The organism is Chlamydia sp. (assembly GCF_017472245.1).
In the GTDB taxonomy this organism is placed as follows: domain Bacteria; phylum Chlamydiota; class Chlamydiia; order Chlamydiales; family Chlamydiaceae; genus Chlamydia.
On the sequence record NZ_JAFUQR010000002.1, the window covers coordinates 142,994 to 159,196 of the forward strand.

Consider the following 16,203-nt stretch of genomic DNA (forward strand, 5'->3'; position numbering starts at 1 on the left):
GGATTTGGTAACACACCCTCCTCCTGGAGAAAACCGCAAATGTAGCATTGCTATTGATAAGCAATCAATACATTTCGTTCAAAAATACACTTGAGGATAAGAAGTTTTTCTATTCTCATTTTCTGGAATTCAAAGAGAAAAAAAGAATTTTTAAGTAATACAGGAAATATATTCAAGTGGTTGTGATTAGGTATTATTATTTTTCAAAAAATAAATTTAATGAGATGCAGCTAATGGGGTTTTTACGTAGCTGAGCAGCAAAGCCTCTGCATCGTCTGCAATGATAGGATCAGGACAAGAAGTTAGATACCCAGCGATTGCTGAAGCTTCTTCTATGCGCCCAAGACAAAACAGAGCTTTAGTTTTATTTAGTAAAGTGGGGAGATGATCTCCTTGCATACGCAAAGCTTGGTCTAAAACTAAAAGAGCTTTAGCATTTTCATTGATCTGTAAGTAAAGCCCTCCTAAGGTTTGAAAATCATAAACACTTAAAGGATCTAAAATAATCAGGGCTTCAAAAAAAAGAATAGCTTTTTGATAATGCCCCTGACGAAGAAATGAATACCCAGAAATGCGAAGTTCTTCAAGTTCTTCTTCTCCCCACCCCAAAATAGCTTTCCACTCGTTATCAATCATATTGCTTAACCTTGTACAAATTGAAAAATACGGGAAATAACGTAGTCAATTAGGAGATTAGAGCTTTTGATCCCTAAGTCTAAAGCTCTGAGCAACACTTCTCCTTCACGGATAAGGGTTTCTTCTTGCTCCTCTTCCCGATCGAATTCTTGTTTTGTCGACTCTTGATCCGATTGGTGCCTATTTTTTTTCGATAAAGGGCTGGTTACTGAGCGATATGAAAACTTACCTCTGGTCAAAATTTTGAGATAAGAGGAAATTTTTTCCATATCTTGGTCTTGTCTATCTGGTGAGCCTAGAGATGGAACTAAGTAAGGCGTGGAAAACCGTTGTTTGTGAAAATTTGCTGGAGGAGAGAAAGATGCCCAACAGGTTTTTTTATTTGTCTGCATGAGCGTAGACAGCGCGGAAGGCTTGGGTGTCATATCCAAGATTTGGGCATGTCGAGCTATATCGCGAATAGCTGCGCCTTCCATTTGAATTTCTTTGCGAAAATCGCTAACAAGCTTATTCGTAGAGCTGTGTTTCTCGTAAACCGAGGCACTATAGTTAAAAATTTCGACCATAATCTTCCTTGAAAGGCTTATAGTCTCAATCATAACCGAGGAGAGGAAAAAGTCAAGTATGGTAGAGAATAGAGATTAAAACAAAGATTTTCAATATGTTAGACAAGGAATTAGGTGTGAAGAACTGTGTTTTTAACTAAATATGCGATAAACTAGGACTTTTCATTTTTTTTGCCGCTAGAAAAGTATTTATGTGCGGCCTACATAAAGCGGAGAGATAATAAAGAAGGTTCCTTGTGGTTGATTCAATTCCTCATATTCCTGTCTTGGTAAAAGAGAGTCTTGCACTATTTCATGATTGTTATCCAACAACTTTTTGTGATGTTACTGTTGGGGCTGGTGGCCATGCAGAAGCTTTTCTCACAATGTTCCCCTCGATAAAACGTTATGATGGATCTGATAGAGACTTGTCTGCTTTGACCTTATCAGAAAAACGTCTTTCTTCTTTCAAAGACCGCGTGCGTTTGCGACATGCTTCTTTTGAAGAAGTTAACGCTTTAACTCCAGATGGGGTGTATGATGGAGTGCTTGCTGATTTGGGAGTATCTTCGATGCAGCTCACAGATCTTGAAAGAGGATTTAGTTTTCAAGGGGAAGAGCATCCTTTAGATATGAGGATGGATATGTCTCGAGGAATTACAGCTAGTGAGGTGTTGAATTCTCTAAAAGAAGAGGAGATTGGAGAAATTTTTCGTAAATATGGTGAAGAGCCTCTTTGGAGAAGCGCTGCAACTGCTGTAGTTCATTTCAGGAAAAAAAAGAAGATTTTAACAGTCAAAGATCTAAAAGAAGCAACGTCAGGGATTTTCCCTTCTTATCGATTGCGAAAGAAAATTCACCCATTAACATTGATATTTCAAGCTTTACGTATTTATGTTAACCAAGAAGGAGAGCAGTTAAAAATTTTATTGGATTCTGCTCTACGTTGGTTACGTCCTGGAGGGCGTTTGGCTATTATTTCTTTTTGTAGTTTAGACGATCGACCTGTTAAGTGGGCATTTAGAGAGGCGGAGTTAGCTGGTGCAGGACGAGTTTTAACTAAAAAGGTGATTATGCCTACTTATGAAGAAACCAGAAAAAATCCTAGGTCGCGTTCAGCTAAGTTGCGTTGTTTTGAAAAAAGTGTTGAGATGAAGCATGAATAGGTATCGATTCTCAAGACTGTTTTTGTGTTTAAGTCTGTTATGTTACGCTCTTTATCGGTACATAGATAAACAGAATGATCTTACCAAGCTTCGGTTAGAAATTCCTTGTTTGTGGGCTCAGTTGCGACAAGTAGAACAGGAAAATGTTACTTTAAGTTTTTTGCTTGAGAAACTAGAAAGCCCTGAACATCTATTGCAGATTGCATCTCTTCCTGAATATCAGTATTTAGAATATCTTAGTGAGGAGAAAATAAGTGTTTTAGCTCATGAACTATCGTAGGCAATTAACTCTAATCGCTATTGGGATCTTGTCTTTATATGCGTTCTTAATAGTTCGTTATTACAAAATTCAAATTTGTGATGGAGAGCACTGGGCGGTAGAGGCTGCAAATCAACATGAGTTTCGGGTTACAGATCCTTTTCAGAGGGGGACTTTTTTTGCCAATACCAGCTTACGTAAAGGAGAAAAGGAACGATTTCAGCCACTTGCTATTGATGTTACTAAATTCCACTTATGTTTAGACGCTGTTGTTGTCCCTCAAGAATATCGTGACGAGATAGCTCATATGGTTGTTGTCATGGTCGGAGAGGGGAATTATGAACATATTCGTAGTGAGTTCGATAAAAAATCACGATATCGTAAATTATATATTTCTTTAGATGTTTCTATTCGAGATCGTATTTTAGCTTGGTGGAAGCCTTATGCGATTAAGCATAAAATTCCATCTAATGCGTTGTTTTTCATTAGCGATTATCAACGTTCTTATCCATTCGGAAAGTTATTAGGGCAAGTGTTACATACTCTTCGAGATGTAAAAGATGAAAAATCTGGAAAAGCTTTTCCAACAGGAGGTTTGGAGTCTTATTTCAATCATTTATTAGAAGGAGAAAATGGAGAACGTAAGTTATTACGTTCTCCATTAAATCGTTTAGATGTGGATAAGATTACAAAGATTCCTAGAGATGGATGTGATGTTTATTTGACTATCGATGCTAATATTCAGACGATTGCTGAGCAGGAAATAGCTTTAGGAGTGTTGGAGGCAAAAGCGCGCAGCGGACGGGCTATTGTACTCAATTCACATACAGGAGAAATCTTAGCTTTAGCACAATATCCCTTCTTTAATCCAATGGAGTATCGAGAGTTTTTTAATTCTGATGATCGCATAGAAGATACCAAGGTTAAAGCGGTTAGCGATGTTTTTGAGCCAGGATCTATCATGAAACCGTTAACTATAGCTATTGCTTTGTTGGCAAATGAAGAAATGAAAAAACGTTGTGAAAAAGTGCTTTTTGATCCTTGTGAGCCTATAGATGTTAGTCGGAGACTATTTCCTGGTCGTCAAAAAACGCCTCTTAAAGACATCGTTAGCAATCGATACCTAAATATGTATATGGCCATCCAGAAATCTTCCAACGTTTATATGGCACAGCTTGCGGATCGCATTGTACAAAAACTAGGTGCTGACTGGTATGAACAGCGTTTACAAGATTTCGGTTTCGGGAAAAAAACGGGAATAGAATTACCCGCAGAAGCTGTAGGATTAGTTCCTTCAAGAAAGCGTTTCCATAAGAACAAATCACCAGAATGGTCTTTATCAACACCATACTCCTTAGCTATGGGATATAATTTGTTAGCTACAAGTATGCAGATGGTACAAGCCTATGCTGTTTTTGGGAATGGAGGTTTTTTAGTTCAACCTACCTTAGTAAAAAAAATAGTTTCTTCTTCAGAAGAAGAAAGAAGTCTTCCCTCTAGACGAGGGAAAGTACGATTGCTTTCCGAAACAATTGTCTCAGAAGTAGTACGGGCTATGCGTTTCACAACATGTGCGGGAGGAACAGGATTCCGTGCTTCTCCTAAGAAATATTCCAGTGCAGGGAAAACGGGAACAACGGAAAAATTGGTCGATGGGCGTTATGATAAAAAACGACATATAGCTTCGTTTATTGGACTATCTCCTGTAGAAGCTGTGTCAGAAACAGCAGTACCTTTAGTAATTCTTGTTTCTATAGACGATCCTGCCTATGGAATGAGAGAAGATGGTACTAAGAACTATATGGGGGGGCGATGCGCCGCCCCAGTATTTTCCAGAATAGCCTCTCGAGTATTGCCTTATTTAGGCATTCCAGAAGACAAGCAACAACATTCTTGCTACGAAGAATTAGCTCAATTAAAAGCTCTTTACGAAGAGTGGAATCGTAAATAATAGCCTTACTTTTGTTGAATCGAATGTGTTAGCGCTTGTTGTTTAGGTATAAGCGTACAGCCTGGCATCAGGAATGCAGGAGAGGAAAATAGTAGTAAAGAGAAAAATATTTTCATAATTAGGATCTCGAGAACAAAGCATTTATTCGCTCCGTATAAAAGTTTTCTTTTTTTATGAAAAAGTAAAAAATTGGGTGTTTTATCACTGTTATTTCTTTGTCAGTGTTTGTTAGTTGGTTGACAAAGCTTGACAACGAATATTTGTGTAGTAAATTATTCGGGAATATTTTTTGAGGCCCTCACACGCGTTTTCTAGGGGTTTAGTATGTATTTAGATGAACTTCTTCGGGATATTCCGGCTAAAGTTTATGGAAAGATTGGTTCGATTCCTGTGAGAAATCTAACCCGGGATTCTCGTTGCGTGGGGGTTGGAGATATTTTTGTTGCTCATCAAGGCCAATTTTGTAATGGGAATGACTATGCGGTTCAGGCTATTGAGAATGGGGCAATTGCGGTTTTATCTTCTTTATATAACCCTTTTTTGTCAGTTGTGCAGGTTGTCACTGAGGATCTGATTGCTATAGAAGCTCTTCTAGCTGCTAGATTTTATCTGTATCCTTCGCAACAGTTAGATGTTGTGGGCGTTACAGGAACTAATGGGAAGACGACGGTTTCTCATTTAGTAAGAGAGCTTATGGAGCATCAGGGGCGTCGTTCGGGGCTGATTGGAACCATAGAGCATATTTTAGGCGAAAGTAGAATTGTTGATAGTTTTACAACTCCTGATGCTATCTTGCTACAGAAGTATTTTGCTGAAATGGTTAAACAAGGCTTATCAACTGCCGTTATGGAAGTATCTTCGATAGGACTTTCTTTGGATAGGGTTCGTGAAACTTATTTTTTAGCGGGAGTTTTGACTAACATTACATTGGATCATTTGGATTTTCATGGTTCTCTTGAAAATTATATTGCAGCTAAGCAACAGCTGTTCGCTTCTCTTCCTGAGAAAGGTGTCGCTGTTGTTAATTTAGATTGTCAATATGCACAAGAGTTTTTAAAGGTGACACCCGCTAGAGGTGTTTCCTATGCTGTACATCAAGAGGCTGATTATCGAGCTATAAATTTAAAATTTTCTTCTTCAGGATCTGTTTATGACATTTCATATCAAGGAAAAATTTTCCCTTGCAAGACAGCTTTAGTAGGAGAGCATAATGTATACAATGTTTTGGCTGCTTTAGCCGTCGTTCACCAAGTTTCGGGTGGAGATTTTGAAGAGCTAGTACACTATGTTGGCTATCTATCCTCTCCTAAGGGGCGCTTAGATCCTGTTCTGTCTGGGCCTTGTCCTGTTTATGTTGATTATGCGCATACCCCAGATGCTTTAGACAATGTGTGCAAAATTTTATTGCAACTGCTTTCTGAAGGCGGCCGATTAATTATTGTTTTTGGATGTGGGGGGGACAGAGATCATAGTAAAAGGCCTCTCATGGCAAAAGTTGCTGAGCAGTACGGTTTTTCTGTTGTAACTTCAGATAATCCTAGAACTGAAGATCCGGATCAGATTATTGCAGAGGTCTGTGCAGGTTTTTTGACGGATCAATATGTTATTGAGAGTGACCGAAAATCGGCTATAGTTAAAGCAATATCAATGGCCTCAGATAAAGATATTGTATTAGTTGCAGGAAAGGGACATGAGAGTTATCAGATCTTCAAACATCAGACGATTGTTTTTGATGATCGAGAGGTTGTGCGTGAAGTTTTGGCCTCGCTTTGTTAGTTTGAAACTTATTCTTGTTTTGGTTGTTTTTAACACTTCAGAGAAATGTTTGGCAGAGTCCACGAGCACCTCTAAGGTAAGTAGGAATGAGCTTGTCGTCATAGATCCTGGTCATGGGGGTAAGGATGAAGGAACTGCAGATAAAGAGTTACGATATAAAGAGAAGACTTTGGCTTTATCTATAGCTTTGAGTGTGCAGGGGTATTTGCGTCGCATGGGTTATAAAACCATAATGACGAGATCTACGGATATCTATGTGGATTTGAATAGACGAGCTGCAATTGCGAATCAGAATAAAGCAGATGTTTTTGTCAGTGTTCACTGCAATCATTCTTCTAATACGTCTGCTTTAGGAACAGAGATATATTTTTACAACGATAAGAACGCATTAAGAACAAAAAAATCAGAGAATTTGGGTAAATGCATCTTAGCTTTTATGCAAAAAAATGGAGCTTTGCGGGAACGCAAGGTTAAAGAAGGAAATTTTGCAGTTATTCGTGAAACCACAATGCCTGCTGTGCTTGTAGAAACAGGGTTTCTTTCTAATCCAAAGGAGCGAGCTGCTCTTTTGGATCCTCGTTATCGAGCATATTTGGCTAAGGGGATCGCAGAAGGGATACATGCTTTTATTATTAATCGACAAGTTGAAAAAGCAGGATCACCGGTTCGTGAATTGAAAAAAATACATAAATAGGCTGGGAGAAATAAGATGTTAATAAACCTTTAAGAATACTAAAAAGTATGTCGCAAAGGAAAGAAGGTTTCATTGAGTGCAACTCGTAGAAAGATTATATGTGTTTATAGAAAGGTTAAAAAAAAGTCTTGAATCCAAAGGATGAATGCATATTATACGCATATATTGCGGTATTTAGGGACGCAAGGGTTACCACTTTAACTAGGAGGCAACAAGCTACCATGGCAACGATGACTAAGAAGAAACTAATTAGTACGATATCTCAAGATCATAAAATACATCCTAATCACGTGAGAACTGTCATCCAAAATTTTTTGGATAAGATGACAGACGCTTTAGTTCAGGGAGATAGACTAGAGTTCAGAGACTTTGGTGTTTTGCAAGTTGTAGAAAGAAAACCTAAGGTTGGTCGTAACCCTAAGAATGCAGCAGTGCCTATCCATATTCCGGCTAGAAGAGCTGTTAAGTTCACTCCAGGCAAAAGAATGAAACGTTTGATTGAAACACCAACTAAATCTTCTTAGTCTCCCTCCCTTTTCCCGGCTTTGCTTTCGATCATAGAGTCATGCCTTAGAGGCGAGCGGGCTTGACTCTAAAGTTTCTCAAGGTTACTTTTTCATTCTTGGACTTCGTTTCGTTAACTATGCTAGTAGAATCACGATTAGAACTTGAGAATGGATTAAGAGAAGCATTCTCCGGAAAGAATTTTGATCTTCAGAGTAAGTATCTTATAGAGCTTTTCCAGAATAAAAAACTGAGAAAGACTGCTGTACGGTATTTCCTTCATCATCCATTGTTGCGTGTTCATGATATTGCTCGAGCAGCTTATTTATTGGCCGCTTTAGAAGAAGGATTTGATTTAGGATATCAGTTTCTTTGTATGCATCAGGCTCAGTCTGGAGCCGTATTGCTATTTCATAAGGCAGGTTTTTTGTGGGGAGGGTTACCTTATCCTGGAGAGCATGTTGAGATGGCTATGTTTTTATCTCGTATCTCAGAATTTTATGATGAAGGTCGGGAGTCTGTGGAAAGAATGATGACGTTTCAACAGGCTTTGTTTTCTCATGAAAGGAAGATTTTCCCTGCATTGTGGAGTCAAGAAGGCACGAGATCCGAACAGGCAACTACTGTTAGTAAGCTCCCTTTTTACCAAAAAGAAGAGAGTTTTCAAGATTGCATGAGGCTTACAGAAAATTCTCTTGGTTTTTGGATGAGAAGAACAGCTTCTTTTTCCGCTTATGTTAGTGGTAGTGGTTGTAAAAGTGGTGTCGGAGCATTTTTTTCTGGGGATGTTGGAGTTGTTAACTATGGGCCTTGTATTGGTGATCCAGGAGAATGTTTGGGTTTTGGCTTATGTGGTGGCGTAAAAGAGTTTTTTTGTGAAGAAAGAAATGAGGAGACAACGATAACTTTTTCTGCGTCTTTATCTTCGCCTTGTTCTAGGATAACAGGCTTTCCGCATTTGCAGGACGCTTTGTTTGGGACTGAGTCCAGACATTGTATTGATATCTCTGAGAACAAATGTTATATTCGCTCTTATTTAAAAGAAGAAAATCCAGAAGTATTTTTTACGGTTTTTTGTAAAGGAGTTCAATGTCAGGTATCTAATGGGCCAAAATTGCGCACCGGAGCTCCAGATTCTTACAAAGGACCTGCTCGCGATATATTCATCAAAGGAGAGAAAGAGAGTATTCGGATTTTATCTTCCAGCCCTTATATGGAAATTTTTTCTTTACAAGGAGAAGATCGTTTTTGGGGGAGCAGCTTTTTAGTTAATCTTCCTTACACCCAAAACAATGTCAATGTTTTATTTGAAAAGGTTTGATTTCTCTTTATGAGACATTAAAAAATTTTTCTTGAAGGCAAGATCATTGTAATCAGTTAGTTTATTTTGGGTTGTTTTTGATGATTATTTGTATTAAAATAACTCTTTTTTATAAGAAGGGAGCATACTGCGGTGGAACTACTTCCTCATGAAAAACAGGTTGTCGAATACGAAAAAACAATCGCGGAGTTTAAAGAAAAAAATAAAAAGAACAGCCTGCTTTCTTCTTCAGAGATTCAAAAATTGGAAAAGCGCTTAGATAGATTAAAAGAAAAAATTTACTCCGATCTTACCCCTTGGGAAAGAGTTCAGATTTGTCGGCATCCCTCAAGACCTCGAACGGTTGACTATATTGAAGGAATGTGTGAGGAGTTTATTGAGCTTTGTGGAGATCGAACATTTCGGGACGATCCTGCAGTAGTTGGAGGATTTGCAAAGATCCAAGGACAACATTTCATGCTCATAGGTCAGGAAAAGGGATGTGACACAAAATCGCGTATGCACCGCAATTTTGGTATGCTTTGCCCTGAAGGATTCCGAAAGGCGCTCCGTTTAGCTAAACTGTCGGCGAAGTTTTGTTTACCGATTATTTTTCTTGTCGACACTCCGGGAGCTTTCCCAGGATTAACTGCCGAAGAACGTGGTCAGGGTTGGGCTATAGCAACAAATTTATTTGAGTTATCTAGGCTGGCTACGCCCATCATCGTGGTTGTTATTGGAGAAGGGTGCTCGGGAGGAGCTCTAGGAATGGCTATTGGAGATGCTGTTGCCATGTTGGAGCACTCTTATTACTCCGTTATTTCTCCCGAAGGATGTGCTTCTATCTTATGGAAAGATCCCAAAAAAAATAGCGATGCTGCAGCCATGTTAAAAATGCATGGAGAGGATCTGAAAGGATTTGCTATCGTGGATGCAGTGATTAAAGAGCCTATAGGTGGGGCACATCACAATCCTGCAGCCACATATCGTAGTGTTCAAGAATATATCCTTCAAGAATGGCTTAAACTGAAAGATCTGCCAGTAGAAGAGTTACTAGAAAAACGATATCAGAAATTCCGAACGATAGGTCTATATGAAACTTCTTCTGAAAGCGGTTCTGAGGCATAAGAAGCATTTAGTTCTACTCGTTTTTTCTCTTCTGTCTATAGTGGGATTGACGGTAACATCCCAGGCAGAGATTTTTTCTTTAGGACTTATTACTAAAACTGGTCCTGATGCTTTTCTCCTGTTTGGAAAGCAGGAAGACAGTACATTAGTTAAGAGAAAAGAGCTTTCTAAACAGCAACTTCTTGACCAATGGGATCTTATTGTTGGTGATAGCGATACTCTCTCCTTGACGCAGGCAAATACTTATATCGCTAAAAATTCAGGTACAGGGACTCAATCCATAACAAAAAGATTATCCGCCTATCTGTCCAAAAGTTTTGATCTTTCTCGATTGCAATATCTCTCTATTTTTCTTGTTGTTGTTGCGATTTTGAAATCAACAGCCCTCTTTTTTCAAAGATTTTTGGCACAGCTAATTTCTATTCGTGTAAGTTGTTCCTTACGTAAGGATTATTTTCTAGCCCTGCAAACTCTTCCAATGACTTTCTTTCATGCCCATGATATGGGTAATTTAAGCAGTCGGGTTATTGCGGATTCTTCGATGATTGCATTAGCGATCAACGCTCTCATGGTGAATTATATACAAGCTCCGCTCACTATGATTTTCGCTTTAATTGTCTGTTTATCTATTTCTTGGAAATTTTGCGCTTGCGTTTGCTTGGCTTTTCCTATCTTCATTTTGCCAATTGTTGTAGTTGCAAAGAAAATTAAGTCTTTAGCTAGACGGATTCAGAAAAATCAGGATCATTTTGCGGCTGTATTACTCGATTTTTTGCTTGGAATTCTAACTGTGAAAGTATTCCGAACCGAAAATTTTGCTTTCAAAAAATATTGTCAAAAGAATGATGAAATCGCACGTTTAGAAGAACGTAGTGCAGCATACGGACTAATTCCTAGACCACTTCTTCATACTATTGCGGCTCTTTTCTTTGCTTTTGTAGTCATGATAGGACTGTATAAATTTCATATCCCGCCCGAAGAACTTATTGTTTTTTGTGGACTATTATACCTTATCTATGATCCTATCAAAAAATTCGCTGATGAGAACGTAAATATTATGCGAGGCTGTGCAGCGGCAGAGCGGTTTTATGAGGTGCTTGATCTTGCAAAACAGCAAGTTAGCGAGTCTGAGCAGCTAAATGAATTTCAAGGGTTGCAGCATAGTCTTGAGTTTTGCAACGTATCATTTGGATACTCAGAAGATAGGTTCGTACTTTCAGATTTCAACTTGGCACTAAAAAAGGGGGAGGCTATAGGGATTGTAGGCCCGACAGGATCAGGAAAATCTACCATAGCTAAATTATTACCAAGGCTTTACGAGGTTTCGTGTGGTGAATTGTTAGTAGACTCTCTCCCAATAAAAAGCTATAGCAAAAACTCTTTGAGAAAACATATTGGATGCGTGTTGCAACATCCTTTCTTGTTTTATGACACAGTTTGGAATAATCTGACTTGTGGAAGAAATTTTTCAGAAAAGGAAGTTATTGAAGCCTTAAAACAAGCACATGCTTACGAATTTGTTTCTAAAATGCCTCAAGGAGTCTATAGCTTATTAGAGGAATCTGGAAAGAATTTATCTGGGGGACAGCAGCAGCGCTTAACTATAGCGAGAGCATTACTTCATAATGCATCCATTTTAGTACTTGATGAGGCAACATCAGCATTGGACGCTATTAGTGAAAATTATGTCAAAGAAATGGTTGGGAAGTTGAAAGGCCGTTGTACGCAAATAATTATTGCGCACAAACTTTCTACATTAGAATACGTAGATCGCATTGTTTATCTGGAGCAAGGTAAGAAAATTGCAGAAGGGACGAAAGAGGAGCTACTGGTTGCTTGTCCGGCTTTTCAAAGAATGTGGGTCTTATCAGGAGCGAAGGATTGGGAACTTAGTTCCGCTGTAAAGTGATAAAATCTGTGGATAGTGCAGGTTTTATCTCATGAACCAAGGAAGAATGTATCCTCAAAAAAGCTTGCGCTAGTTTTTGAGATAAACGAATCTTATTCTTGTTTAAAAAAACATTTCCTTTTTGGGTAGTATAATCAGAAGTAACTTTAATCATTGAACAAGGAGAGGCTGATAGAAAGGCCTGTTGTGCAACGAAAAACCCTTCCATGTCTACAAGTTGTAGATTATTGTGAAATCCCTCACGATACGGAGATTTTACTGTAGTCAGTTGCGCTTGGGGGAGGCCTGAAATTGGTGTTACCATGAACTCCCTCGCTACAAAAGTCTTCTTCGTTAATTCCTTCACATTTGTAATGGTATAAGTAGTAAGGAGTGGTATGTTCGGATTAGTAGCTCCCGCAAATCCTAGATTTATCCAAAGATTGTATCCACTTGGAGGCGGTGTTAAAGCTTGGAGAACTCCTTCATACCCCCATTTTTCTAGTACTAGAACGTCAAGATGAAGATGTTCTGTACAGTAGGTATAGAAGTTATCGCAGGCAGAAAAAGGAAATAAAGCGAGAGTTTCTGAGGCTTCTATTGGGTCTGCAAAGATCAGAAGAATTTTAAGCATCACGGCAAGCTGTCCATAGCATAGAAAGAGCCTGTTTCCCTTTAGGAGAAAGGTTAAAAGTCTCTTCTGTTACGTAAGTGTTTATAAAATGCTGAATAGTTTGCAGGCTTTTGTCTCGAGAATATTCGGAAGCTTTCTGTGTAGCAAGAGAGCTTTCTGTTAAGGATCGTCGTAAAGATCTCTGAAGAGCATAATTCAATGAATAAACATCATCAGAAGGAATATTCTTAGAGATTGCAATGCAGCCTAAAGGTAGGGGAAGATGCCATTTTTCTGTCCAAAGGTGCCCAAGATCTCCAACAATGCGTAACTCTTTTGGAAAAGAGAAACGTTCTTCATGAATCACTACTCCGCCATCCACTTGATTCGCAAGAATAGCAGGAATAATTTTATGATACTTCATTGGGATTAGCTTTGCTTCAGGATAAAATAAACGACAAAGAGCATGAGCTGTTGTTGTTGTTCCTGGGGTAGCGAGATTGTGTAAAGGTTTATCTAGTTGTTTAGAAAGAACTAAAGGCCCCATTTCATATCCCAAAGTGGTACCAACATTTAAGATGTCATAAGAATCTGCAATCAGGGGGTAAAGACTGGCAGAAATTTTAACTAACGAAAAGTTCGCTTCTAAGGCGTAATGATTTAAAGAAGCGATATCAGAAATCATAATCTGATGAAAAACAGGAAAACCCTTATGCTTTTCCAAAAAAGACCGAAACAGAAAGATATCATTAGGACAAGGAGAAAAAGCTGCAGAAAAAGTCATTTCAGTTGTTGGTAGGCTTCAATAGCTGCTTTAATTTCTTTATTCTCAGGTTGTAGCAAATAATCTCCTTTTTGTAACCAATCAATGTAGCTAGAAGGAACCTCAGAAAGAGGTTTCCCCTTATATTTGCCAAAAGGCATTTTAAAGACCTTCGGATGACACGTTGCATTCAGTAAATCATAAATTTGATCAGGGGACAGATCACCAACTAAAGCCGAAAACACTCTATAAAGTGTAATGACGTCATCTAATGCACGGTGAGCCTGATTTTCTTCAAATCCATATACTTGGCGGAGATATTGAAGACTATGTTGAGGTAGGTCTGTTCGATATTTTTTTGCCCATTTTAAAGAATCTATGGTGCGGAGCTGAGGCTCAGACAAACCATGTCTACGACACTCTCTAGCCAATAGTGGGTAATCGAACGTGTTATTATTATGTGCCACAAGAATATTGTCTGTACCACAAAATTTACTAAATTTCTTATAAGCCTCAGGAAACTTAGGAGCATTGGCGACTTCTGAAGTTGTAATGCCGTGAATTTTAGTGGCTTCAGCTGGAATGGGAATTTCTGGATTCACTAAAGTTTGAAAAGACTCTCCTGTAGTTCCATTGTAGGCTGCTATTTCTACTATACGGTCTTTTTCAATCTGTGTTCCTGTTGTTTCTGTATCATAAAAGATTAAATCTGGCACGCTCCCTCTCAGCCTTGTTTATTGTTGTTTTCTAGGTTTGCTTGTTTTTTCAGCTCATCAAGATCCATGTTTCCTGTAGAAATTAGTCCTATTGCATGGAAGAAGCTGTCACAGATTAATTTAATTGTATCAATGTAGACTCGTAGCAAATTTTCATTAATCTCTCCTTTCAAACAAGGAATCACTAATCGATAGAAAATAATGTTTTGTTCTTCATCCATCCCAAATCCTGGAATATCGATATCTCTGTTGACAAGATGCAAAAGTCTTGCTGTAGCATCACGTTGACCTTGCTGTATTTGGTAGGGAAAATAACAGACTAGTTGTAGTACTTCGCCCTCATTACGAATAACAAAAAAAAGAGGAAGTTCGTGCTCTCCTGCAGGAATAGTAATATAGATCAACCCGCTTTCTCTTTCTAAAGAGGGCTCAAGTTGTGCGTGAGTGAGAAATTTTGTGAGATTATTTTGATTTAAAGTCCACGTTGTCATTACGAAATCCTCTAAGTTTGGCTTGTTGAAAAGGAACCAACCTTTGAACACAAAACTATACTTGAGCGTTGTTTTTTGGGCAGAGTAAAATGCTTCCATTTAGGAAGACTTTACAAAGTTATACGATCAACAAACTTTTTATCTACAAGGGCAATTGTCCTTTTGATAAACAAAAGTTTACATTCTTTTAAAAAAAAAACTTTGCTATACCTCCAAATGTCTTAAGCGATGAAGTGTATCGACCGTCTATGGAAAGCTCCTAGACGAGAGGGCGTCATGATTGTTGCGGAATTTGAGTATTTTGGGTTAAGCGATGTCGGTTTAGTCAGAAATAATAATGAAGATTTTTGGCAGGTAAACTGTGATTCTCAGATCATCGCTATCGCAGATGGAATGGGAGGGCATCGCGCTGGAGAGGTTGCTTCTTATGAGGCTGTCTACAATCTTATGCAGCTCGTTGATTTACACAAAGTTGATTTAGAACGCTTTAATGACGATCAGTATAAAAACTCCATAAAAACGATTTTATCAGAAGTTAACTCACTAATTTATCGGCAAAGCCTGTTGAATGAACAATTCAAAGGAATGGGAACCACATTGAGTTGCATGCAGTTTCGTAGAGGAAAGGCTTGGTTATTTCATGTAGGGGATTGTCGCATTTATCGACTAAGACGCAAAATGTTGGAGAGATTAACGGAAGATCATTCTTTAGCAAATCATTTGGCATCTCGATATGGGCTTTCAAAACAAAGTGTAAAAAGGTATCCTTGGCGGCACGTTCTGACAAATGTTTTGGGAAGCCGTCCTCACGTGTCTCCTGATATTCGAGAGATTTCTTACGAGAAAGAAGATTTGTTTGTTTTCTGTTCTGATGGCTTGACTAGCGCGGTTTCTGACAGCGACATGCTGGAGATTTTAACACAGACAACTACTTTAGAAGAAGGCGGAAACATTCTTATTTCCCTAGCAAACAGTCGGGGCGGTAGAGATAATGCTACTGTTATACTTGTTCGGATGCGTTAGTTGTTATGACGATATATTTGGATACCAATGCTTCGGCTCTCATAGAGCCTGGCGTCTTGACGTATTTGCATGCCTTATTTGTAGAAGAGGGAGGGTTTGGAAATCCTTCTAGCGTTCATTGTTTTGGAAAAAAAACAAAACAATTAGTCAAAGAAACTTCTGCTCTTATAGAAAGAGTTTTAAGTTTTGATAAATGCCGGGTAATCTACACAGCAGGAGCTACAGAAAGTTTAAATCTTGCAATTCGAAATATTCCTGAGGGAAGCCATGTGATTACCTCGAGCATGGAACATCCGGCAGTTATAGAACCTTTAAAAAAAGCTAAACTTTCTGTTACTTACTTAGATCCCAATCCAGGGGAATGCGTTATTACTTTAGAACAGATTAAGAATGCCTTGCAGACAAATACGTTCGCTATTGTTTTGGGATGGGTGAACAGTGAAATAGGAGTAAGGATCGATCTTGAGGCTATAGCTACGTTTGCTAAAGAATGTCAGCTAATGCTTATTGTTGATGCTACAGCCATTGTGGGAAAAGAAGTCATTCGGGTTCCAGAAGGAGTTTCTTTGATGGCGTTTTCTGGACATAAGTTCCATGCTTTGTCTGGAATAGGAGTGCTCCTTATTGCTCCGACCGTGAAACTGTCTCCGTTTATTTTAGGGGGGGGACAACAGGGAGGATATCGTTCGGGGACAGAACCCATTCATGGCATTGCTTCTTTGCATTACATTTTTAAAAAATTATTGTATA

At 38.6% G+C, this 16,203-nt stretch carries 17 protein-coding genes; 11 read left to right on the forward strand and 6 right to left on the reverse strand.

Annotation, left to right across the window (positions count from 1 at the left end):
• Positions 1-216: 216 nt before the first annotated feature.
• Both IJ490_RS00710 and IJ490_RS00715 read right to left on the reverse strand, forming a co-directional pair.
• Entirely contained in the window at positions 217-636 is a 420-nt protein-coding gene (locus tag IJ490_RS00710; RefSeq protein ID WP_291891388.1) for a type III secretion chaperone, read from the reverse strand.
• Positions 637-641: 5 nt separating this feature from the next.
• Positions 642-1,202, reverse strand: a complete 561-nt coding sequence (locus tag IJ490_RS00715) for a DUF5399 family protein (protein WP_291891390.1) — start codon at positions 1,200-1,202, stop codon at positions 642-644.
• Positions 1,203-1,438: 236 nt separating this feature from the next.
• Here IJ490_RS00715 and rsmH point away from each other — a divergent pair, with 236 nt between their 5' ends.
• From rsmH to IJ490_RS00760, 9 genes are all read left to right on the forward strand, one after another.
• Complete coding sequence (gene rsmH / locus IJ490_RS00720; protein WP_291891392.1) at positions 1,439-2,347, forward strand: 16S rRNA (cytosine(1402)-N(4))-methyltransferase RsmH; 909 nt, start codon at positions 1,439-1,441, stop codon at positions 2,345-2,347.
• Positions 2,340-2,627: a hypothetical protein gene (locus IJ490_RS00725; protein WP_291891394.1), complete on the forward strand. Its 288-nt coding sequence runs from the start codon at positions 2,340-2,342 to the stop codon at positions 2,625-2,627. The genes rsmH and IJ490_RS00725 overlap by 8 nt, the downstream gene beginning before the upstream one ends.
• Entirely contained in the window at positions 2,614-4,557 is a 1,944-nt protein-coding gene (locus IJ490_RS00730; protein WP_291891396.1) for a penicillin-binding protein 2, read from the forward strand. Before IJ490_RS00725 ends, IJ490_RS00730 begins: the two co-directional genes overlap by 14 nt.
• A gap of 324 nt (positions 4,558-4,881) precedes the next feature.
• The gene (locus tag IJ490_RS00735) at positions 4,882-6,333 is read left to right on the forward strand and encodes a UDP-N-acetylmuramoyl-L-alanyl-D-glutamate--2,6-diaminopimelate ligase (RefSeq protein ID WP_291891398.1); all 1,452 of its coding nucleotides are present in this window, start codon (positions 4,882-4,884) and stop codon (positions 6,331-6,333) included.
• On the forward strand, positions 6,248-7,027 hold the full coding sequence (locus tag IJ490_RS00740) for an N-acetylmuramoyl-L-alanine amidase (protein ID WP_291891400.1): 780 nt from the start codon (positions 6,248-6,250) through the stop codon (positions 7,025-7,027). The genes IJ490_RS00735 and IJ490_RS00740 overlap by 86 nt, the downstream gene beginning before the upstream one ends.
• 221 nt (positions 7,028-7,248) lie before the next feature.
• Positions 7,249-7,551, forward strand: coding sequence for an HU family DNA-binding protein (locus tag IJ490_RS00745; protein WP_009871614.1), 303 nt, complete (start codon positions 7,249-7,251; stop codon positions 7,549-7,551).
• Between the two features lie 119 nt (positions 7,552-7,670).
• Positions 7,671-8,852 (forward strand): hypothetical protein, encoded by a 1,182-nt coding sequence (locus tag IJ490_RS00750; RefSeq protein WP_291891840.1) that lies wholly within the window; start codon positions 7,671-7,673, stop codon positions 8,850-8,852.
• 132 nt (positions 8,853-8,984) lie between these two features.
• On the forward strand, positions 8,985-9,959 hold the full coding sequence (locus IJ490_RS00755) for an acetyl-CoA carboxylase carboxyltransferase subunit alpha (protein WP_291891801.1): 975 nt from the start codon (positions 8,985-8,987) through the stop codon (positions 9,957-9,959).
• Entirely contained in the window at positions 9,925-11,868 is a 1,944-nt protein-coding gene (locus tag IJ490_RS00760; RefSeq protein ID WP_291891804.1) for an ABC transporter ATP-binding protein, read from the forward strand. The genes IJ490_RS00755 and IJ490_RS00760 overlap by 35 nt, the downstream gene beginning before the upstream one ends.
• On the opposite strand, the gene IJ490_RS00765 is transcribed toward IJ490_RS00760, so the two are convergent.
• The 4 genes from IJ490_RS00765 to IJ490_RS00780 are packed head-to-tail and all read right to left on the reverse strand — an operon-like array spanning position 11,849 to position 14,430.
• A complete protein-coding gene (locus IJ490_RS00765) occupies positions 11,849-12,481 on the reverse strand; it encodes a hypothetical protein (protein WP_291891841.1) in 633 nt (210 codons plus the stop codon). The two genes, IJ490_RS00760 and IJ490_RS00765, sit on opposite strands and share 20 nt — an antisense overlap.
• Positions 12,474-13,244, reverse strand: a complete 771-nt coding sequence (locus IJ490_RS00770; RefSeq protein ID WP_291891807.1) for a menaquinone biosynthesis family protein — start codon at positions 13,242-13,244, stop codon at positions 12,474-12,476. The genes IJ490_RS00765 and IJ490_RS00770 overlap by 8 nt, the downstream gene beginning before the upstream one ends.
• Entirely contained in the window at positions 13,241-13,939 is a 699-nt protein-coding gene (locus IJ490_RS00775; protein ID WP_291891809.1) for a DUF3820 family protein, read from the reverse strand. Before IJ490_RS00775 ends, IJ490_RS00770 begins: the two co-directional genes overlap by 4 nt.
• Positions 13,940-13,947: 8 nt before the next feature.
• Positions 13,948-14,430 carry a YbjN domain-containing protein gene (locus IJ490_RS00780; RefSeq protein ID WP_291891812.1) on the reverse strand — a complete coding sequence of 161 codons (483 nt, stop codon included), beginning with the start codon at positions 14,428-14,430 and terminating at the stop codon, positions 13,948-13,950.
• A 276-nt stretch (positions 14,431-14,706) separates the two neighbouring features.
• Here IJ490_RS00780 and IJ490_RS00785 point away from each other — a divergent pair, with 276 nt between their 5' ends.
• A complete protein-coding gene (locus IJ490_RS00785) occupies positions 14,707-15,453 on the forward strand; it encodes a PP2C family serine/threonine-protein phosphatase (protein WP_291891843.1) in 747 nt (248 codons plus the stop codon).
• Positions 15,454-15,458: 5 nt separating this feature from the next.
• Positions 15,459-16,203 (forward strand): aminotransferase class V-fold PLP-dependent enzyme (locus tag IJ490_RS00790; RefSeq protein ID WP_291891815.1); only part of this gene is annotated, 745 nt, incomplete at its 3' end.